Annotated in this window: 23 protein-coding genes; 2 read left to right on the forward strand and 21 right to left on the reverse strand. The window is 63.4% G+C overall.

What is annotated here, in order from left to right:
- Positions 1-60: 60 nt before the first annotated feature.
- From V1289_RS48325 to V1289_RS48350, 6 genes are all read right to left on the reverse strand, one after another.
- A complete protein-coding gene (locus tag V1289_RS48325) occupies positions 61-645 on the reverse strand; it encodes a MerR family transcriptional regulator (protein WP_334406898.1) in 585 nt (194 codons plus the stop codon).
- A gap of 32 nt (positions 646-677) precedes the next feature.
- A complete protein-coding gene (locus V1289_RS48330; RefSeq protein ID WP_074276276.1) occupies positions 678-1,007 on the reverse strand; it encodes an integration host factor subunit alpha in 330 nt (109 codons plus the stop codon).
- Positions 1,008-1,138: 131 nt separating this feature from the next.
- Entirely contained in the window at positions 1,139-2,116 is a 978-nt protein-coding gene (locus V1289_RS48335) for a beta-ketoacyl-ACP synthase III (protein WP_334406900.1), read from the reverse strand.
- Positions 2,113-3,174: a phosphate acyltransferase PlsX gene (plsX, locus tag V1289_RS48340; RefSeq protein ID WP_334406902.1), complete on the reverse strand. Its 1,062-nt coding sequence runs from the start codon at positions 3,172-3,174 to the stop codon at positions 2,113-2,115. Before plsX ends, V1289_RS48335 begins: the two co-directional genes overlap by 4 nt.
- A gap of 314 nt (positions 3,175-3,488) precedes the next feature.
- Entirely contained in the window at positions 3,489-4,061 is a 573-nt protein-coding gene (locus tag V1289_RS48345) for a YceD family protein (protein ID WP_334406904.1), read from the reverse strand.
- 20 nt (positions 4,062-4,081) lie between these two features.
- Entirely contained in the window at positions 4,082-4,630 is a 549-nt protein-coding gene (locus tag V1289_RS48350) for a ubiquinol-cytochrome C chaperone family protein (RefSeq protein WP_334406906.1), read from the reverse strand.
- Positions 4,631-4,752: 122 nt separating this feature from the next.
- On the opposite strand from V1289_RS48350, the gene V1289_RS48355 reads away from it, so the two are divergent.
- Positions 4,753-5,238 carry an outer membrane protein assembly factor BamE gene (locus V1289_RS48355; protein ID WP_334406908.1) on the forward strand — a complete coding sequence of 162 codons (486 nt, stop codon included), beginning with the start codon at positions 4,753-4,755 and terminating at the stop codon, positions 5,236-5,238.
- Positions 5,239-5,508: 270 nt separating this feature from the next.
- A complete protein-coding gene (locus V1289_RS48360; protein ID WP_334406910.1) occupies positions 5,509-6,510 on the forward strand; it encodes a Bug family tripartite tricarboxylate transporter substrate binding protein in 1,002 nt (333 codons plus the stop codon).
- A 29-nt stretch (positions 6,511-6,539) separates the two neighbouring features.
- On the opposite strand, the gene V1289_RS48365 is transcribed toward V1289_RS48360, so the two are convergent.
- The 15 genes from V1289_RS48365 to V1289_RS48435 all read right to left on the reverse strand — a co-directional run bounded on the left by V1289_RS48365 (position 6,540) and on the right by V1289_RS48435 (position 19,496).
- Positions 6,540-6,785, reverse strand: coding sequence for a zinc ribbon domain-containing protein (locus V1289_RS48365; RefSeq protein WP_334406911.1), 246 nt, complete (start codon positions 6,783-6,785; stop codon positions 6,540-6,542).
- 95 nt (positions 6,786-6,880) lie between these two features.
- On the reverse strand, positions 6,881-9,001 hold the full coding sequence (locus tag V1289_RS48370) for a sodium-translocating pyrophosphatase (protein ID WP_334406913.1): 2,121 nt from the start codon (positions 8,999-9,001) through the stop codon (positions 6,881-6,883).
- Between the two features lie 358 nt (positions 9,002-9,359).
- A complete protein-coding gene (locus V1289_RS48375; protein WP_074276268.1) occupies positions 9,360-9,569 on the reverse strand; it encodes a cold-shock protein in 210 nt (69 codons plus the stop codon).
- Positions 9,570-9,770: 201 nt separating this feature from the next.
- A complete protein-coding gene (gene thiL, locus V1289_RS48380; RefSeq protein ID WP_334406915.1) occupies positions 9,771-10,772 on the reverse strand; it encodes a thiamine-phosphate kinase in 1,002 nt (333 codons plus the stop codon).
- 135 nt (positions 10,773-10,907) lie between these two features.
- On the reverse strand, positions 10,908-11,417 hold the full coding sequence (gene nusB / locus V1289_RS48385; RefSeq protein ID WP_334407958.1) for a transcription antitermination factor NusB: 510 nt from the start codon (positions 11,415-11,417) through the stop codon (positions 10,908-10,910).
- Between the two features lie 2 nt (positions 11,418-11,419).
- On the reverse strand, positions 11,420-11,911 hold the full coding sequence (ribH, locus tag V1289_RS48390) for a 6,7-dimethyl-8-ribityllumazine synthase (protein WP_334406917.1): 492 nt from the start codon (positions 11,909-11,911) through the stop codon (positions 11,420-11,422).
- A 245-nt stretch (positions 11,912-12,156) separates the two neighbouring features.
- Positions 12,157-12,765 carry a riboflavin synthase gene (locus tag V1289_RS48395; RefSeq protein WP_334406918.1) on the reverse strand — a complete coding sequence of 203 codons (609 nt, stop codon included), beginning with the start codon at positions 12,763-12,765 and terminating at the stop codon, positions 12,157-12,159.
- 116 nt (positions 12,766-12,881) lie between these two features.
- Positions 12,882-14,033, reverse strand: a complete 1,152-nt coding sequence (gene ribD, locus V1289_RS48400; RefSeq protein ID WP_334406919.1) for a bifunctional diaminohydroxyphosphoribosylaminopyrimidine deaminase/5-amino-6-(5-phosphoribosylamino)uracil reductase RibD — start codon at positions 14,031-14,033, stop codon at positions 12,882-12,884.
- Complete coding sequence (nrdR, locus tag V1289_RS48405) at positions 14,030-14,512, reverse strand: transcriptional regulator NrdR (protein ID WP_074276262.1); 483 nt, start codon at positions 14,510-14,512, stop codon at positions 14,030-14,032. The genes ribD and nrdR overlap by 4 nt, the downstream gene beginning before the upstream one ends.
- 12 nt (positions 14,513-14,524) lie before the next feature.
- Positions 14,525-15,835 (reverse strand): serine hydroxymethyltransferase, encoded by a 1,311-nt coding sequence (gene glyA, locus V1289_RS48410; RefSeq protein ID WP_334406921.1) that lies wholly within the window; start codon positions 15,833-15,835, stop codon positions 14,525-14,527.
- 307 nt (positions 15,836-16,142) lie between these two features.
- Positions 16,143-16,769, reverse strand: coding sequence for a glutathione S-transferase family protein (locus tag V1289_RS48415; RefSeq protein WP_334406923.1), 627 nt, complete (start codon positions 16,767-16,769; stop codon positions 16,143-16,145).
- A gap of 526 nt (positions 16,770-17,295) precedes the next feature.
- Positions 17,296-17,517: a hypothetical protein gene (locus tag V1289_RS48420; RefSeq protein ID WP_334406925.1), complete on the reverse strand. Its 222-nt coding sequence runs from the start codon at positions 17,515-17,517 to the stop codon at positions 17,296-17,298.
- An 18-nt stretch (positions 17,518-17,535) separates the two neighbouring features.
- Positions 17,536-17,763 (reverse strand): hypothetical protein, encoded by a 228-nt coding sequence (locus tag V1289_RS48425; protein WP_334406927.1) that lies wholly within the window; start codon positions 17,761-17,763, stop codon positions 17,536-17,538.
- A 217-nt stretch (positions 17,764-17,980) separates the two neighbouring features.
- The gene (gene ldtR, locus V1289_RS48430) at positions 17,981-18,496 is read right to left on the reverse strand and encodes a transcriptional regulator LdtR (RefSeq protein WP_074276258.1); all 516 of its coding nucleotides are present in this window, start codon (positions 18,494-18,496) and stop codon (positions 17,981-17,983) included.
- A 538-nt stretch (positions 18,497-19,034) separates the two neighbouring features.
- A complete protein-coding gene (locus V1289_RS48435; RefSeq protein ID WP_309177380.1) occupies positions 19,035-19,496 on the reverse strand; it encodes a DUF6163 family protein in 462 nt (153 codons plus the stop codon).
- Positions 19,497-19,549: the final 53 nt, after the last annotated feature.

Raw genomic sequence — 19,549 nt, forward strand, 5'->3', positions numbered from 1 at the left:
CCACGGGGTTTTGGGCAGGGGCACGGCGGCCGGTTCCGCCCCTCCGTGGTCTCCTGCCCGCTAGCCGTCCTTCAGCGCGGAATCGATCAATTGCCGGCAGGCGATCAGATCCTGCAGCGCGTGTTCGAGGCGCTCGCGGTCCTGCGCTGATATCGCCGGACGGGCCGGTGCGGCAGCCGCAGCCGCGCGGGCCTTGCCGAACGGCGCCAAAATCTCCTCGTCGCCGGTATCGGCGAAGCGGTAGTCGATGCCTTCCCTGTCGGCGCCCTCGATATCCTCGTCATCGGTATCGACGCCCAAGGCCTCGCCTTCGTCGGGCTCGTTCAGGCTGAGCCCGATCGCTTCCTCGACCGCGCCGAACGAGACCGCCGAGCTCTGGTCGGCGATGCCCTGCACCGATTTGATGCCGTGCTCCTTGAGGATCCGCTGCACGCCGCGGATGGTATAGCCCTCGCCGTACAGCAGGCGGCGGATGCCCTTGAGCAGGTCGACGTCGTCGGGGCGGTAATAGCGCCGCCCGCCGCTGCGCTTCATCGGCTTGATCTGGGCGAACCGCGTCTCCCAAAACCGCAGCACGTGCTGGGGGATGTCGAGATCGTCCGCGACCTCGCTGATGGTACGGAACGCATCCGGCGCCTTGTCCAAATGCCTGGCTCCCTTACCGTGTGAGACTAATCTCAGTCTTCCTTGCCGTCGCCGTTACTGACAACATGACCATTGATGCGCTGCTTCAGAATGGCCGACGGCTTGAACACCATCACGCGACGCGGAGAGATCGGCACCTCGGTGCCGGTCTTCGGGTTACGTCCGATACGCTGACCCTTCTTGCGCACCATGAACGAACCGAATGATGACAGCTTCACCGTCTCGCCCTTCTCCAGGCAGTCGGTAATCTCCTTCAAAACAAGCTCGACGAACGCAGACGACTCCGTTCGCGACAGGCCCACCTTCTGGTAGACCGCCTCGCATAGATCGACGCGTGTGACTGTTTTTCCCGTCCCGGTCATCGCCTGCCCCGCACTCTCGGCGAACAAATTTTGTCTCCTGAAATTAGGAGCTTAGCAGGCGATGGTCAACAGCGCTCATCATGCACAGGCATGAAACAAGCGACAAACTATATCGAAATTTAAGCGTCTGCCTACCAGCGCAGCAGCGCGGAACCCCAGGTGAAGCCGCCGCCCATCGCTTCAAACAGCACGAGATCGCCCTTCTTGACGCGTCCGTCGTTGACGGCGACCGCCAACGCCAGCGGAATCGAGGCCGCCGAGGTGTTGCCGTGGAGGTCGACTGTCAGCACCACTTTCTGCGGCGCAATATGAAGCTTGTGCGCTGAAGCATCGATGATTCGCTTGTTGGCCTGGTGCGGCACGAACCAGTCGATGCTGTCGGCGGTCGCGCCGGTGGCGTTGAAGGCATCGACGATCACGTCGGTGATCATGCCGACCGCGTGCTTGAACACTTCGCGGCCTTCCATCCGGAGATGGCCGACGGTCTGGGTCGAGGACGGACCGCCATCGACATAGAGCTTGCCCTTGTGCCGGCCGTCGGAACGCAGATGCGTCGTCAGCAAGCCGCGATCGGACGGTGCTCCCGGCTGGACCTGCGCCTCCAGCACGACGGCGCCGGCGCCGTCGCCGAACAGCACGCAGGTGCCGCGGTCGTTCCAGTCCAGGATGCGCGAAAAGGTTTCGGCGCCGATCACCAGCGCGCGCTTGAAGGCGCCGGTGCGCAGGAAATTATCGGCGGTGGCGAGCCCAAAAACGAAGCCGGAACAGACCGCCTGCAGGTCGAAGGCCGCGCCATGATTGATGCCGAGCCCGTTCTGCACCGCGACCGCGGTCGCCGGAAAAGTCTGGTCTGGGGTCGAGGTCGCCAGCACGATCAGGTCGATTGACTGCGCGTCGACCCCGGCATGGGCCAGGGCGGCGCGCGCGGCATTGATCGCTAAGTGCGAGGTGAACTCGCCTTCGGCGGCGATGTGGCGCTGCCGGATGCCGGTGCGCTGCACGATCCACTCGTCCGAGGTGTCTACCTTGGCCGCCAGTTCGGCATTGGTCAGGATCCGCTGCGGCAGATAGGAGCCGCAGCCGAGCACGACCGAACGTATCGCAGTCACGAGACAGCCTCCTGCGCGGTCTGCGCTGATACCAGCGCGCTGCCGTCGCGATTAAGCATCTGATTGATCTTGGTGAGGAGATCGTAGCGGACCATCTCATAGCCAACATCGATCGCATAGGCAAAGCCCTCGGCGTCGGTTCCGCCATGGCTTTTGACGACGACGCCCTTGAGCCCGAGTAGCACGCCGCCATTGGATTTCTTCGGGTCCAGCTTGTCGCGCAGCGCGCGGAAGGCGCCCCGCGCGAACAGATAGCCGATCCTGGCAAGCCATCGGCTCGAGATCTCGGTGCGCAAGAGGTCCATGATCTGGCGCGCGGTGCCCTCGGTGGCCTTCAGCGCAATGTTGCCGCTAAAGCCTTCCGAGACGATCACGTCCGCAAGGCCCTTGCCGATGCCGTCGGCTTCGACAAAGCCGATATAGTTGAGCTGGGGCAGATTCATCGCGCGCAACAATTCGGCGGCCTCGCGAATTTCCTCGTGGCCCTTGATCTCCTCGACCCCGATATTGAGCAGCCCGACCGTCGGCCGTTCGAGATTGAACAGCACGCTCGCCATCGCGCCGCCCATCACCGCCAGCGTCACCAGATGGCGCGCATCGCCGCCGATGGTGGCGCCGAGATCGAGCACGACCGAATCGCCGCGCACCGTCGGCCATACCGCGGCAATCGCCGGGCTGTCGACGCCGGGCAGCGTACGCAGACAAAACCGCGCCATCGCCATCAGCGCGCCGGTATTGCCGGCCGATACCGCAACGTCGGCCTCGCCCTTCTTCACCGCGTCGATCGCCAGCCACATCGACGAGGTCTTGCGGCCGCGGCGCAGCGCCTGGCTTGGCTTGTCGTGCATGCTGACGGTGACGTCGGTATGGACAACGCGCGAGGCTGCCTTCAACGCGGGGTATTTGGCGAGTTGCGCTTCGATCAATGCGCTGTCGCCGAAGAGCAGAAATTCGGAGTCTGGACGCCGGGTTAGCGCCGTCGCGGCGCCGGGAATAACGACCGATGCGCCGACATCGCCACCCATGGCGTCAAGCGCGATTCGAACCTTTTGAGGCATGAACGTCCCGGAAACCTGATCTCTGGCGGCCCTGTTAGAGCCCGGCCGCGCGCTGGAAGCTGCCGCGGAAGGCGGCGCTCGGCAAAGCGCAACGCTGCGCCTCCGCCGGGCCGCGACAATAGCGTGTCCCCGCCCCGAAACAACCTCTTGACCGCGCTCTTTCAGGATCGGCCGCCGGCGCTACCCGGAAGCCGGAAAGTTCAATAAATATAGCTTATTCAATGTGTTATATGAAATTCCTCGCGAGATGGCGCATCCACTTCAACCGGAATGCGCCCGCGCGGTCCACATTAACCGCGTCTCGCTTGCCCTTATCACTTGCCCTTGGGCTTGTTCGCGCCGGCCGGTTTGGCCTCGGCCTTCAGCGCTTTCAGGGCGGCAAACGGATGATCCTCGGGATCAGCGGCTTCCACCAACGGTTCAAACACGGCGTCCGGTTTGCGCGGATAGGGATCGACCGCGAGATACAGCGCGTCGGTCGCCACCCTGCCGAGATCGATGATGCCGTTCTCGATCGGCTCCGGCGGATCCGGAATGTCTTCGTCGCTCTCAGCGGCGTCGTCGACGAGATCGGAGAGTTCTGGAATTTGCTCAGGCGGCGCGAAAATCATGTCGATCGGTTCGTCGATGTCGCTCTCCATCGGCTCCAGCGTCACCACGCAGGTCTGTCCGATCCGCGCCCGCACCTGGCCGGTCACATGATAGCGGCCGCTGCTCTGCGGCGTTACATCGAACGAGGCATGCGCCGAGAGAACTTCGCGCAAGCCGCCGATTTCGGCCACCGCGTGGCGCGTGGCTGCATCGGCCTCGATATCGCGATGCAGCCCCGTGTCCGGGATTTTCAGCACGGCGATGGGTACGCGCCACGGGTCCGGTTTTTCTGTCATTGCACTCTTGGCACTCTTGGTCATGGCTGCACGTTCGCCTCCGGCGAAGGAAACTTCCAGGCACCGCTCACCAGTGCCGTCTCGTCGAGCCCGGCCAGGGCCGCGACAACCGCCTCGGCGTAAGCCGCAAGCAGGCGTGCCTTTTCGATGTCCGCCCCGCTCAGGATATTCTTGCACAGCGCCTGCGCCAACGCCTCAGGGCCCCCGGTCAGCGCCAGATCATAGGCTGCGGTGCGGCCGTAAAACGCCTCGCCAAATGCCTGCATCCGTTTCGGCACCGTGAGGTCGCCGACCCCCATTTCGCGCAGATTATCGTCCATATCATTGCAAAAATGGTCGAACAGCGCCTGCGACAGGGTAGCACCGGCCGCAGCCGACTGCAGGCGCCGCAACACCAGCCACAGATGCAGCAGAAGCAGATCAAAACGGCCGTTAACCGTGTCCGGCACCCCTAAAGCCCGATAAAACAACGGTTCTCGCGCTCGCGTCACGATCATGCCATAGATGGCTTCAATGGTGCCGCGGTGGGGTGTCCGGGGTTTCCTGAAGTGATTGAACGGCCAAAGCATTGTGGGTTCCGCAAGCGAGCCCCAAGGGTTTATTTCCTGGGAGCGCGCGCATGTTGCAATCCAGCGTGCTGCCCGGTACGTCAACGCATCGCGCGATGCAAGGGGACGGGACAGTTCCGTAAATGACCAAGACGAGCCATTTTAGCTCACGCGCGGCCTCTTCGCGCGGCCTGACCGCGCGCTGGCGCAGTTTTCGCGCGGTTGCGGCGGTTGCGCTATTGTGCGCGGCGCTGGGCGCCTGCACCGGCGAGCAATTCCAGAAGGGCTATATCCTGCCGCAAGGCGCGCTCGAGCAGATTCCGATCGGCGCGAGCCAGGATCAGGTCCTGATCGTGATGGGCACGCCCTCCACCGTCGCCACCCTGAACGGCGAGGTGTTCTACTACATTTCGCAGCGCTCCGAACGCAAGGTCGCGTTCATGAACCAGAAGGTGGTCGACCAGCGGGTGATCGCAGTCTATTTCGACAAGAACAGGCAAGTGCAGCGGCTCGCCAATTACGGGCTGCAGGACGGCAAGATCTTCGACTTCATCAGCCGCACCACGCCGACGTCCGGCCAGGAGATGAGCTACCTGACGCCGCTGTTCAAGCTGCTCAGCTTCAACTGACGCTCGTGTCCCGGACGCGGTGCAGCGTGGCACCAGCGCGTTCACGCGCGTCTCCGACGCGCTTATGGCTCCGCAGAGCCGGGACCCATCACCCAGCCTCACCGATGGACCCCGGATCAGCAGCGCACCACGCCGCAGATGCGCCCCGCTGCGCAGCATCCGGGGAACGACGCGATGATTGAGGTGCCTGCGCCAAGTCGTCCGCTTGCCGGGCGGCCGCACGCTCCCTACGCTCCCCTGCAAAACAACATTTCAGCAGGGAGCGAATTGGTGCGCAACAGAGCTTTTTCCCGCCGCCGCGTATTGTCGGGGGCCGCGGCGTTCGCGACGGCCGCCATCCTGCCTCGCGTAAGTTTTGCCGACTGGCGGCCGACCGAGACCATCCGCATCATCGTGCCGGCTGCGGCCGGCGGCACCACCGACGTGATGGGGCGGTTGCTGGCGGCGCATCTGCAGACCGCGTGGGGTCAGTCCGCGGTGGTCGAAAACCGCTCTGGCGGCGGCGGCACCATCGGCACCGTCGAGGTGATCCGGCAGAAGGGCGACGGCCATACCATCCTGATCGGCAATCCCGGCCCCAACGCCATCGCCTACAGCATCTTCCGCAACCTGACCTACAAGGCCGACCAGTTGCAGGCGGTCTCCAACCTGATCCGGACGCCGAACATCGTGTCGGCGCACCCCTCCACCGGCATCAAGTCGATCGCCGAGCTCATCGCCTACATCAAGGCCAACCCGGACAAGCTGAACTACGCGTCTTCCGGAGTCGGACAGAGCCCTCACCTCACCGGTGCCTGGTTCCTGCAGCTCACCGGGCTGAAGATGGTGCACGTGCCGTTCCGCGGCGCGGGGCCGGCGCTGCAGGCAGCCCTTGCCGGCGATATCCAGATCCTGTTCGACAACCTCTACCCATCGCTGCCGCAAACCCAGGAAGGCAAGCTCACGGCGCTGGCTGTCACCACGCCCGAACGCAGCGCGGTGGCGCCTGATATCCCGACCATGCGCGAAAGCGCGCCCGAGCTTGCAAAATTCGACGTCTCGTCATGGTTCGGCGTGTTCCTGCCGAAGGCCTCGCCTGCCCCGGTCGTCGATGCCCTCAACAAGGAGATCAAGACGATGCTGGAGCGCGACGACATCAAGAAGACCATCGCCAGCATGGGCGCGCGCACCGACTGGGGAACGCCGCAACAATTTTCCGATTTCGTCCAGGCCGAGACGGTGAAGTTCGCCGGGATCATCAAGCAGGAGGGCCTGCAGATGGATGTGAACTGAGGATGGTCGTGCAGCGACTACCGCCGTCGTCATCGAGAAGGAAGGGTTGCAGATGGAGGCGAAGTGATCTGGCTCACCTGCGGCGCCGGGGACTTGATCCAGTTAAAGAAGATGAGCACCGCCGCGGCCAGCCCGACCGCCAACATCGTCCCCGGCGTATAGAGACCACCTGGTTTGCCGAGGCCGGTTTGCGGCTTGCCGCAGCTCGGACAGAAGGTCACGCCCATCAGCATTTCACTGCCGCACTGATTGCACTTGGTCATCTCAAACTTCATGGTGGCCAACCTTTCAAGAGAGCCGCCTGTCCCAACCGGCAACAAAAAACCCGCGGCTTGCACCGCGGGTTTGTCGCGGGTCGCGTGTTTTGGGTTCAGTGCGCGAGGATCGCCAGCAGCAAGAGCGCAACGATGTTGGTGATCTTGATCATCGGGTTCACGGCGGGACCCGCCGTATCCTTGTAGGGATCGCCGACGGTATCGCCGGTCACCGCCGCCTTGTGCGCGTCGGAGCCCTTGCCGCCGTAATGGCCGTCCTCGATGTACTTCTTGGCGTTATCCCAGGCGCCGCCGCCTGAGGTCATCGAGATCGCGACAAAGAGTCCGTTGACGATGACGCCGAGCAGCATCGCGCCGACGGCGGAAAACGCCGCCGACTTGCCTGCCGCGCCGCCGCCTGCGATCGCGAAAATCACGAAGTAGACGAAGATCGGCGACAGCACCGGCAACAGCGACGGAATGATCATTTCCTTGATCGCGGCCTTGGTCAAAAGGTCGACCGCCTTGCCGTAATCCGGCTTGTCGGTGCCCTGCATGATGCCGGGTTTTTCGCGGAACTGGCGCCGCACCTCCTCGACGATCGCACCGGCCGCACGGCCCACGGCCGTCATGCCCATCGCGCCGAACAGATACGGCAGCAGGCCGCCGAACAACAGACCCACGACGACGTAAGGGTTATTGAGCGAGAAGTCGGGCAGCACGCCCTGGAAGTACGGGAACTTGGCAGTGTTGGCGATGAAGAATTTGAGATCTTCATTGTAGGCCGCGAACAGCACCAGCGCGCCGAGGCCGGCCGAGCCGATGGCGTAGCCCTTGGTGACCGCCTTGGTGGTGTTGCCGACTGCGTCGAGCGCGTCGGTCGACTTGCGCACTTCCTTCGGCAGACCGGCCATTTCGGCGATGCCGCCGGCATTGTCGGTGACCGGGCCGAAGGCGTCGAGAGCCACGATCATGCCGGCCAGCGCCAGCATTGTCGTGGTCGCAACCGCGATGCCGAACAGGCCGGCAAGGCTGTAGGTGACGAGGATGCCGGCGATGATGACCATCGCGGGCATCGCGGTCGATTCCATTGCGATCGCCAGACCCTGGATCACGTTGGTGCCGTGACCGGTGACCGACGAGGCTGCGATCGACTTCACCGGGCGAAAGTCGGTACCGGTGTAGTATTCGGTGATCCAGATGATCAGGCCGGTGACGACGAGACCGACGACACCGCATTCGAACAGCGCCATGCCGGTGAACTTCACGCCCTCCAGCGGACCGAAGCCGATCAGCCAGTAGATGACGCCGGCGACGCCGCCGAGCGACAGGATGCCGGTCGCGATCAGGCCCTTATAGAGCGCACCCATGATCGACTGGCTGGCGCCGAGCTTGACGAAGAAGGTGCCGATGATCGACGTGATGATGCAGATGCCGCCGATCGCGAGCGGCAGCGTCATCATGTTGACCAGCAGCGGCGAGGTCGCAAAGAAGATCGCGGCCAGCACCATGGTGGCGACCGCGGTCACCGCATAGGTTTCGAACAGGTCGGCCGCCATGCCGGCGCAATCGCCGACATTGTCGCCGACGTTGTCGGCGATGGTGGCGGGGTTGCGCGGATCGTCTTCGGGAATGCCGGCCTCGACCTTGCCGACGAGATCGCCGCCGACGTCAGCGCCCTTGGTGAAGATGCCGCCGCCGAGACGCGCGAAGATCGAGATCAGCGAAGCGCCGAAGCCGAGCGCGACCAGCGCATCGACCACGGTGCGGCTGTTGGCGGCAAGCCCCAGGAAGTGGGTGAGATAGGCGAAATAGAGGGTGACGCCGAGCAGCGCGAGACCCGCGACCAGCATGCCGGTGATCGCACCAGCCTTGAAGGCGAGCTCAAGTCCGCCCGCCAGCGACGTCGTCGCCGCCTGCGCGGTGCGCACATTGGCCCGAACCGAGACGTTCATGCCGATGAAGCCGGCGGCGCCCGACAGCACCGCGCCAATCAGGAAGCCCGCGGCGACCAGCATGCCGAGGAAGTAAGCCAGCAGCGCGAAGATCACGATGCCGACCATACCGATCGTCATGTACTGGCGCTTCAGATAGGCCTGCGCACCTTCGCGCACGGCGGCGGCGATTTCCTGCATCCGCGGATTGCCGGCGTCTGCCTTCATCACCGATGCCGTCGCCCAGATGGCGTAAACGATCGAAAGCGCTCCGCAGAGCACAATCACCCATAATGCTGTCATTGAATTTGCCTCAGATCTTGATTGTCTCACCCCAACGCATCACCGTGGACGCGGCGCGCGCAAAAAAAGAAGGCCTTCCCTGCCCAAAAGGGCGGCCTTAAATCGGCGGGACCATGCCAAAATCGTCTCCCCGGCGCAACGCCGCGGAGGGCGAAAACCGTCGATTCTGGAAAGGAAATACCGGGAAAACCGGCTTTCCGTGGCGGGGAATACGCGTCTTCTTCGGCAACGGCCGGGAGCCGGCCGATGGCACCCGGTCGTTGATTGCCTCAAAATGCGAAAAACCCGCCCAACCCCAAGGGGTCGAGCGGGCACGCTAGTCATTCCAGTACATCCGTGAAACGAACGTTTTCGAAGCTTAGGCGAGCGACAGATTTTCCGCGCTGACCTTACCCCGCATCTTGTCTTCCTTGAGTTCGAACTGAACCTTCTGGCCTTCAGCCAGTCCGCCAAGACCGGCGCGCTCGACGGCGCTGATGTGAACGAACACATCCTTGCTGCCGTCGCTCGGCTGAATGAAGCCAAAACCCTTTTGACCGTTGAACCACTTCACTGTTCCAGTAGCCATTTTCTCTTCTCCAAAGCACGTAAGGCTCGCATTCCGCACGGCGATCGCGCGGATTCAATCCAATATCGACGATGTCTCTGGAAGAGGCCCCAAGGGCGCGTTCGACAAGGCACGGCGGTAATCGGGGCGTCATAACTAAAGGTTTTCCCGGAAATTGCAATGCATGCGGGAAAATAAAGCTTCGACCACCCTGACGAGGATTCAAAAATGACTGTAGGACAGCCGTTCCAGCGCGAGTTCCGCGCCCTGCCCGTCGATGAATTTTGGTGCCGAGGCACCCGCAACCACCATGCCGATCGAGGTCACCTGCCCCCCGGCACGCCGCGCGGCCTCCGCGAACGCTTCGACACGATCGTCCGGGACCGTGCACAGCACCTCATAATCGTCGCCACCGGCGATCAATGTTTCGATGCCGACAATCCGGCGCGACACCAGATCGCTTGCGGCAGCGGAGAGCGGGATCGATTCCAGATCGATGACCGCGGAAGCACCGGATGCCGCACACAGCTTGGCGAGATCGCCGGCGAGGCCGTCGGAGACGTCCATCGCCGCGCTGGCGTGGTCGCGAACCGCGCTCGCCAGCGCATTGCGCGGCTGCGGAACGCGGTAGCGCCCGATCAGCAGATTTCGCGCGGCACCATCGTTGGCGGCGGCATCGGCGACGTTGCCACCCCTGAGAATGGCAAGCCCCAGCGCGGCGTCACCGATCGTCCCCGTCACCACGACGCGGTCGCCCGGCTTTGCGCCGCTGCGATGAACCATCTTGCCCGCGGGCACACGGCCGAACGCGGTGATCGAGATCATCAGCGGCCCCGGCGTGGAAACGGTATCGCCACCGAGCAGCGGACAATTGAAACAGGCCGCATCCTCGCCAAGTGCCTGCGCGAACGATTTTAGCCAGGCGTCGTCCACCTTGCGCAGCGCCAGCGTCAGCACAAATCCGGCAGGCGCAGCGCCCTTCGCCGCGAGATCCGAGAGATTGACCCGCAGCGCCTTGCGCGCGACCGTATCGGGCGGATCACTGCTAAGAAAATGCACGCCCTCGACGATGGCGTCGGTTGTCACCACGATCTCGCAGCCTTCCGCCTTCAAGACTGCGGCGTCGTCGCCGAGATCGAAGGCGCCCGGGTCGGTCGCGATCGGCCTGAAATAGCGGGCGATCAGCGAGTCCTCGCCGGATTGATTGCTTCGGCGATCTACCATGAGGCGTCACACCCACAGCTGTCATCGCCCAGCTTGATCGGGCGATCCAGTATTCGACGGCGCCGATGACCAGCCACGATCGCCGCGGCGTGCTGGATCACCCGCTTTCGCGGGTGATGACAGCAAGGTAGGTGGCTAGCCACGCGCGAACTCATCGGCGCGGAACTGGCGCGCGATCTGGTCGAGCACCGCGTTCACCATGCCGGTCTCGTCCTTTTCGACAAAGGCGTGCGCGACATCGACGTATTCCGAAACCACCACGCGGCCGGGCACGTCCTTGCGATGCTCCAGTTCGTAGGAGCCCGCACGCAGCACCGCGCGCAAAATGGCGTCGATCCGCTTCAGCGGCCAGCCCTTCGACAGCGCATCGTCGATCAAGGGGTCGAGTTTGGCCTGGTCGCGCACCACGCCGGCCACCACGTCGCGGAAGAACGCGGCCTCCGCCGGCAGATATTTATCGCCCTCGACCTCGTTGCCGAGCCAATGGCTCTCGAACTCGGCAAAAATGTCGTTGATCCCGGCGCCGCCGATGTCCATTTGATACAGCGCCTGCACCGCAGCGAGCCTTGCTGCGCCGCGCCGGTTGGCCTTCTTGTCCGGACTCTTCTTGTCCGGACCCTTCGCTGGCTTCTTGCTGTCTGCCATCATCAGGCCTTTGTCAGCCGGCGTTTGATCCGCAGCATCGCCAGCGCCGCGCGTGCGGCATCGCCGCCCTTGTTGAGTTCGCCGGCCCGCGCCCGCGCCCAGGCCTGCGCCTCGGTATTGACGGTGATGATGCCATTGCCGAGCGGGAATTTTCTCGCGACCGCAAGGTCCATCAGCGCGCGCGAGGATTCGATCGAGACGATCTCGAAATGGATGGTGTCGCCCCGCACCACGCAGCCAAGCGCGATCGCGGCGTCATAGGGCTTTCCACTTTTTTCGGCGGCATCGATCGCGATCGCAATCGCGGCCGGAATTTCCAGCGCGCCCGGCACGGTAATGACGTCATGGCTCACGCCGGCCGTCTTCAGCTCGGCGACCGCGCCTTCCATCAGCGCATCCTGGATGTCGTCATAGAACCGCGCCTCGACGATCAGCGCGCGCGCGCCGGATATATCGGTCTGGTCTTTCAAGGGTGCGCGCCGCGCGTCTGCCATTACATCATCCATTTCATAACATTGACATTTCGTATCTACGTTAAATGTCAACGTTGGGCGTTTGTAGTCGCCGCAACGTATTAAGCCAAGCACGAATGCGGGCTGTTCTATGTTCCGTCATGGCCGGGCTTGTCCCGGCCATCCACGTCTTCCTTGTCATTTGCGGCCAAGACGTAGATGCCCGGGCACAGGCGAGCGGAAGCGACGCCGTCCTTCGGACGGCTATGCCCGGGCGTGACGATTGGTCACTTCATTTCCGCCAGCCGCGCCGCGTAGCGGGCCATCAAATCGACCTCGAGATTGACCTCGCTGCCCGCGCGCCAGGCGCCGAGCGTGGTGACGCTGAGTGTATGGGGAATGATCAGCACCGAAAACACCACGTCGGCGACGGCATTGACCGTCAGCGACACGCCATCCAGCGTCACCGAGCCCTTGGCGGCGATGAAACGCGCCAGCTCCCGCGTGGTGCGCAGTTCGAACCGCGCCATGTCGGGCAGATCGTCGCGCTTGACGATGGTGGCGATGCCGTCGGCGTGGCCAGCGACAATGTGGCCGCCGAGTTCGTCGCCGATCTTCAACGCGCGCTCGAGATTGAGTTTGGTGCCGGTGACCCAATGTTTTGCGGTCGTCATGCCGAGCGTTTCGGCGGCGGCATCGACATCGAACCAGGTTTTGCCCTGCTCGACGCCGGAGGCGACCACGGTGAGACAGACGCCGTTGCAGGCGATCGAGGCGCCGTCGGCGATAGTGGTGCGGTCATAGCGGCAGGCGATGCGCATGCGGTGCAACTGGCCTTGCGCCGTCGGCGTCAAGGCGACGATCTCGCCGATGTCGGTGACTATTCCGGTGAACACAACGGGTCCTCTTAGTTACCGTCATGGCCGGGCTTGTCCCGGCCATCCACGTCTTCCTTCATCGCTCGCAACCAAGACGTGGATGCCCGGCACAAGGCCGGGCATGACGAGTTTGGCTAAACGCGCTCGTACACGGTCAGAGTATCCTTGTTCAGGCTCTCGCTAGCACGGACCTTAAAGCCCGGCGACTGCGTGATGGCCGAGAGCGGCAATGCGTCCAGCGCGGGAACGCCATCGGCGCCGATGGCTTCTTGCCCGCGCAGCAACCAGATTTCATCGACGAGATCGGCGGCGACAAAGGACGACGCGACCTTGCCGCCGCCCTCCACCAGCAGCCGCGTAATGCCTTTGTCGGACAGCGCATGCAGCACCGCCGGCAAATCCAGCCCCGGCGGATGGGTGGTTGCGGCAACCCGGATCACCTGCGCGCCCGCGGCGCCAAGTTTCATCGCCGCCGGCGCTTCCGAAAGACCTGATGTCATCACCCAGAGCGGCGTTTCGCGCGCGGAATGAACCAGTCGGCTGGTGCCTGATATCCGCAGCGCGCGGTCCAGCACCACACGCACCGGCGAACGCGCTTCCATGCCCGGCAGGCGGCAGGTCAACAGCGGATCGTCCGCGAGCACGGTGCCGATCCCGACCAGGATGGCGTCGCATTGCGCGCGCAACAGATGCACCCGGGTCTTAGCCGCCTCGCCCGTGATGGCAACAGGCTCATGGCCGGCGGCGCCGATCTTGTCGTCGGTGGACACGGCCAGTTTGAGGATGACATGCGGGCGCTTGTCGCGGATGCGGCGGAAATGCCCAGCGTGGTCGCGCGCGGCCTCGGCGGCGCCGAGACCGACATCGACGGTGATACCGGCCGCGCGAAGTTTGGCGTGGCCTTGCCCCGCCACTTCCGGATTGGGATCCTCGATCGCCGACACCACCCGCGCGATGCCGGCCGATATCACGGCATCGACGCAGGGCGGCGATTTGCCGAAATGCGAACAGGGCTCGAGCGTTACATAGAGCGTGGCGCCGCGCGCGGCCTCGCCGGCGCGTTTCAGCGCCTCCGGCTCGGCGTGAGGCCGTCCGCCGGCTTGCGTCCAGCCGCGGCCGACGATGACGCCGTCCTTGACCACGACCGCGCCGACGGCAGGGTTGGGCCAGGTGCGGCCCTGCCCGCGCCGCCCGAGCGCCAGCGCAAGCTGCATGAAGCGCGCGTCCGCCGCCTTCGCTTCCCGGTATTTCTGCGCGTGCTGGTCTTCCAGAATGCGGAAGATCATTTGCGTAACGTGGCGACCCGCGCGGCGTCTTCGGCGGAGAGTTCGCCGAGCACGGTCTCGAAATCCTTGGCCTCGCGGAAATTGCGATAGACCGAGGCGAAGCGGACATAGGCGACGTCGTCGAGCTGGCGCAGATGCTCCATCACGATCTCGCCGATCGCCTCCGACGACACTTCCGCTTCGCCGCCGCTCTCCAGCTCGCGCACGATGGCCGAGACCATCTTCTCGACCCGCTCAGGATCGACCGGCCGCTTGCGCAGACTTATCTGCAGCGAACGCACCAGCTTGTCGCGGTCGAACGGCACCCGGCGGCCGTTGCGCTTGATCACGGTCAGCTCGCGCAGCTGCACCCGCTCGAAGGTGGTGAAGCGGAAATTGCAGGCGATGCACACCCGCCGCCGCCGGATCACGGCGGAATCCTCGGTCGGACGCGAATCCTTCACCTGCGTATCGAGACTGTTGCAGCTGGGACAGCGCATCCGAAAGGACCTTTACTGATAGATCGGGAAGCGGTCGGTCAACGCCTTGACGCGTTCCTTGATCGCGACCTCCACCAATGGCGCCTTGCCGTCCGCCGACTGCGCCAGCGCGGTCAGCACTTCGGCGATCATGCCGCCGACCAGCTTGAATTCGGCGACGCCAAAACCGCGCGTGGTCGCCGCCGGTGTACCCAGACGAAGGCCCGAGGTGACGAACGGGGTTTCGGGATCGAACGGAATGCCGTTCTTGTTGCAGGTGATGGCGGCGCGCACCAGCGCCTTTTCCGACAAATTGCCCTTCAGGCCCTTGGGCCTGAGGTCAACCAGCATCAGATGGTTGTCGGTGCCGCCGGAAACGATGTCGAGGCCGTTGGCGCGCAGGCTCTCCGCCAGCGCCTTGGCGTTCTCGACCACGTTCTTGGCGTAGATCTTGAAGTCCGGACGCAAGGCTTCGGCGAACGCCACCGCTTTGGCAGCGATCACATGCATCAGCGGACCGCCCTGCAGGCCCGGGAACACCGCCGAGTTGAACTTCTTGGTCAGCGCCTCGTCGTTCCACAGCATCAAGCCGCCGCGCGGGCCGCGCAGCGATTTGTGCGTCGTCGTGGTCGTGACATGCGCATGCGGCACCGGCGAAGCGTGCACGCCACCGGCGACGAGACCGGCGAAGTGCGCCATGTCGACCATGAAATAGGCGCCGACGCTGTCGGCGATTTCGCGGAAGCGCTTGAAGTCCCACGCGCGCGAGTAAGCCGAACCGCCGGCGATGATCAGCTTCGGCTTCACCTCCTCGGCGCGGCGCGCGACCTGCTCCATGTCGATGATCTGGTCCTCGCGGCGCACGGTGTAGTGCTGCGCCTTGAACCATTTGCCGGAAATGTTGACCGGCGCGCCGTGGGTGAGATGGCCGCCGGCGGCGAGATCGAGACCCATGAAGGTGTCGCCGGGCTGCAGCAGCGCCAGGAACACCGCCTGGTTCATCTGGCTGCCCGAGTTGGGCTGAACGTTCGCAAAGGCAGCGCCGAACAGCTTTTTCGCGCGCTCGATCGCCAGCGTCTCGGCGACGTCGACCCATTCGCAACCGCCATAGTAGCGCGCGCCCGGATAGCCTTCGGCGTATTTGTTGGTCATCACCGAGCCCTGCGCTTCCAGCACGGCGCGGCTGACGATGTTCTCGGACGCGATCAGCTCGATCTCATGGCGCTGCCGGCCGAGTTCGCCCTGGATGGCGGCGGCGATCTCCGGATCGGCCTCGGCGAGCGTGGCGGTGAAGAACGAGTCGGGCGCGGAAGCGGTCTTGGCAAAGGGGGACGGAGCGGTCATGGAAGAAATATCTCCATCGCCGCAAGCCGTTCGGCGGGATGCGGCCGGTCAGTTGTGGCGGTCGAAGAAGCGCCTGCGAGATACCACATCGCCCGGAATTGGCCAAGCGCTTGCGGTACAAGACTGATATTTGTGCAAGATATGGTGGGGATGGCGGGGAACAAGGGAACTTTCTACCGGTCGCCCCGGCCTTGAGCCGGGGCCCATAACCACAGAAGCCCGTTGGGGGAAGGAAGAAGGCCTCCGCCAAGGTGCCCCTTTCCCTGGCCGCGGCGTATGGGTTCCGGCTTTCGCCGGAACGACGGAATTATTTCGAAAACCGATACGCCCCGCCCTTCTCCACGCTCCGCTGGAACGCCGGCCGCGCATGCATCCGCGACAGCCACGCCGCAAGGTTCGGATACGGCCCGAGCTTGTCGAACACCTTTGCCATCTCGCCGACAAAGCTCATCTGGATGTCGGCCCCGGTCAGCGCCGGACCGACGAAGAACTCGCGCCCTTTCAGCGCGCCATCGACATAGCCGAGATGATTGGCCATCTCGCTGTCGATGCGCGGATGCAGGGGCGCGCCGGCTTCCTTCAGCCGCGATACATACAGGTTCAGCATCAGCGGCAGCATCGCCGAGCCTTCCGAATAATGCAGCCACCCATTGTAGGCCTCATATTCGGCGCCGCCGGGCGCGGGCATCATCGCCCCCTTTCCGTAACGGCGGATGATGTAATCGACGATCGCGCCCGATTCCGCGATCCTGATATCGCCGTCGGTGATGACCGGCGACTTGCCGAGCGGATGCACTGCAGTCAATTCCGGCGGCGCCAGCCGCGTCACCGCATCGCGCTGATAGCGCTTCATCTCATAGGGTAGCCCAAGCTCCTCCAGCAGCCACAGGATGCGCTGCGAGCGGGAGTCGTTGAGATGGTGAAACGTGAGCATCGGCGTTTCCTGGGGCTTCTTGTTGGTGCGCGGAGCTTATAGCACCATCGCCCAACCATTTACGCCAATGCATTCACGATCTTCGGGACGATATCCTCGGTATCGAACATCAGCGCCGGCGCGAGCTTACCGTCTCCGGCCTGGCGGTCTCGACGTCACGAGTAGCCCGCATGAGCCGAGAAAAGGAGCGTAGTTTTACGGGGGGCGCGTTTCACTATTTCGACCCATTCGATGGAGTATGCTGACGGCGTTGTCCGGCCTGGACAGGCCCAAACAATAAGCCGCGATGAACGATGTTGCCGAACCGCCCGAGGAGTCACCGACCTGCAAATGCGACGTTTGCGGAGAGGAGATGACGCATTTGGGTGACCTGCCGAACACCAAGAGCTTCGCCGCGGCCAGAATTTTCCGTTGCTATGGATGCAATCAGGTTGCATCGGAGCAATGGTAAGGCCGCGGCTCTTGGAGATTACTGTCTAACCCCGTGGCCTGACAAAGCCGCGATGAGCGAACGCGCGGCTTGCCGCTACAGCCCGGTAAACCCGGCCTTCACCGGATCGGTGGAGCCGTCGAGTTGGCGCAGATAGGTCAGCCCGCACACGGTCAGCCGGTGGATATCCTTTTCGCCGGCCTCGAACAGCGTCTTCACATAGTCGGTCACCTTCTCGCGCGCCTCGGCGCTGGCCGCCGCGGTGCGGTTCAGCAGCAGGTCATAGGTCAGCATGATGCGGTCGACGGCGGCTTCCATGATTTTCTCCGGGAGAGGTCAGGCGATGAATGTTTCGGCTTCGAATTTGGCGATCGCCTTGTTGGCGAGCCTGATCCGGTTGAATTCGCCGCGCTGAAACATCTGGACGATGATTTCCAGCAGCCGCTCGTCGGTCGCAAAGCTGTCGGGAATGGCGCCGGTCTTGCGCAGATAGTTCGAGGCGATGGCGTAGGCATCGCCCACCACCTCGACATTCATCACCTGCAATCCGCGCTCGACCAGCATGATCCGGGTCTCCGTTACAACGGATAATGCGTCACCCGATCATAAGTTCCTTTTCGGAAATTCGTCTTCGCACCGCCGAAAAACAAAACGCACCGGGCCGGAAGACCGGACCCGATGCGCTCCGTGAAGGCTTATTGCCTTACGATTCTATCTGAAACCGTTGGGCTGCCGGTCTTCTTGAGTCGCCGGCTTGGCCGTCGAGGCTTCGAAACTTGTCTCAGAGCCGATACAGGATCTGGTCGGTCCAGAACCGCTCGAGCCGGTGCAGCGACTTGTTTAGCGTCGCAAACTCTTCGTTCGAGATGCCGCCGACCTGCTCCACGGTCTTGACGTGCTTCTGATAAAGCGCGTCGACGATCTTGCGGATTTCCTGGCCCTGCGCGGTCAGGCGGATGCGGACCGAGCGGCGATCGACGCGGCTGCGCTGATGATCGAGGAAACCGAGTTCGACGAGCTTCTTGAGGTTATAGGAGACGTTGGAGCCGAGATAGTAACCGCGCGTGCGCAGTTCGCCCGCGGTCAATTCCTTGTCGCCGATGTTGTAGAGCAACAGCGCCTGCACCGAATTGATGTCGGCGCGGCCGCGGCGATCGAATTCGTCCTTGATGACGTCGAGCAGGCGGCGATGCAACCGCTCTACCAAAGTCAATGCTTCAAGATAGAGCGGCTGCACCGGAGCTTGACCGGCAGAGCGTTCAGCGGTTTCCACCGCCGTTGCAACGGCTTTGATCATGACACTTCCCCTGTAGTCGTTTTTATCGACTTATTTCGACGAAACTTGTGTCCCGCCTGATAGCTTCAACTTAAGGGGGGCGTTTGAAGATCAGCTTAAATAAGACAATAAAGAGATCATGAATTTAAGACAGTGAATCACGGATTAAGCCCATGGCTCAAGGGCTTTTCGCAACCTTTCATTGACGGTGGCGGGCCCCTGTTCACGCTTCGTCTGCGCCCCCTGTCGCATTCGGAAACAGGTTCGTTCAAATTCGAAACGCCTGCGTAACAGGTGTGAGGGAACCCTTTACGGTGAGCGAAGGGTTACCGGCAAATTTTCGGAAAATCTTACGCGGCCGCGTGGCGATTCCTGCACGCAGGTGGGTTAGGCCAATTGAAGTTCGGTGGCTTCACCCTTCGAGACGCGGCTTGCGCCGCTCTTCAGGATGAGGTCTTGGTCCTGGTCGGCCCCTCATGGTGAGGAGCGCGGCAAAGCCGCGCGTCTCGAACCATGAAGCCACGGAATGCGCAGCAAGCTACTATCGAGGCGGACGAGCCTATGGCGGGCGCTCGCGCGCGGCCATCCAGGCGAGCGCGAGATACGCCGCCAGCATCACGGCCTCGAAACCCACCACTGTCAGGCTGCCGCCGTAGATACCCGGAAACATCAGCTCGATCACCGCCATCGACACCACGGTCGTCAGCCACACCACCGCGCCCCATGGGGTCGCGAGCCACAGGCCGACCGCGGCCACGAGTTCGATCACCGCGAAATAGATCGTCGCGGTCTGCCAGGCCATCGACTGGTTTTCGAACGCTTCTTCCTCGCCGCCGATGAAGCCCGTCACCTGCGCCCAGTGGTAGAGGCCCTTGGCGATCGAGACCACCGCCATGATCCGCAGGAACAAGACCAGTCGCCGCGTCCACGCATTATCGTCGGGCTCGATCCGTTCGGACGAGATCGCCGCCACCGATATGGCGTTGTCCCGCGACTGCTCGCGCGTCGAGGTGTCAGACATCGCATTGGACCTGAGATTGAACCTGGGAATCGAAGCTCATGAGCCGGAAAGAT

It is taken from the genome of Bradyrhizobium sp. AZCC 2289, from assembly GCF_036924615.1.
In the GTDB taxonomy this organism is placed as follows: Bacteria; Pseudomonadota; Alphaproteobacteria; order Rhizobiales; family Xanthobacteraceae; genus Bradyrhizobium.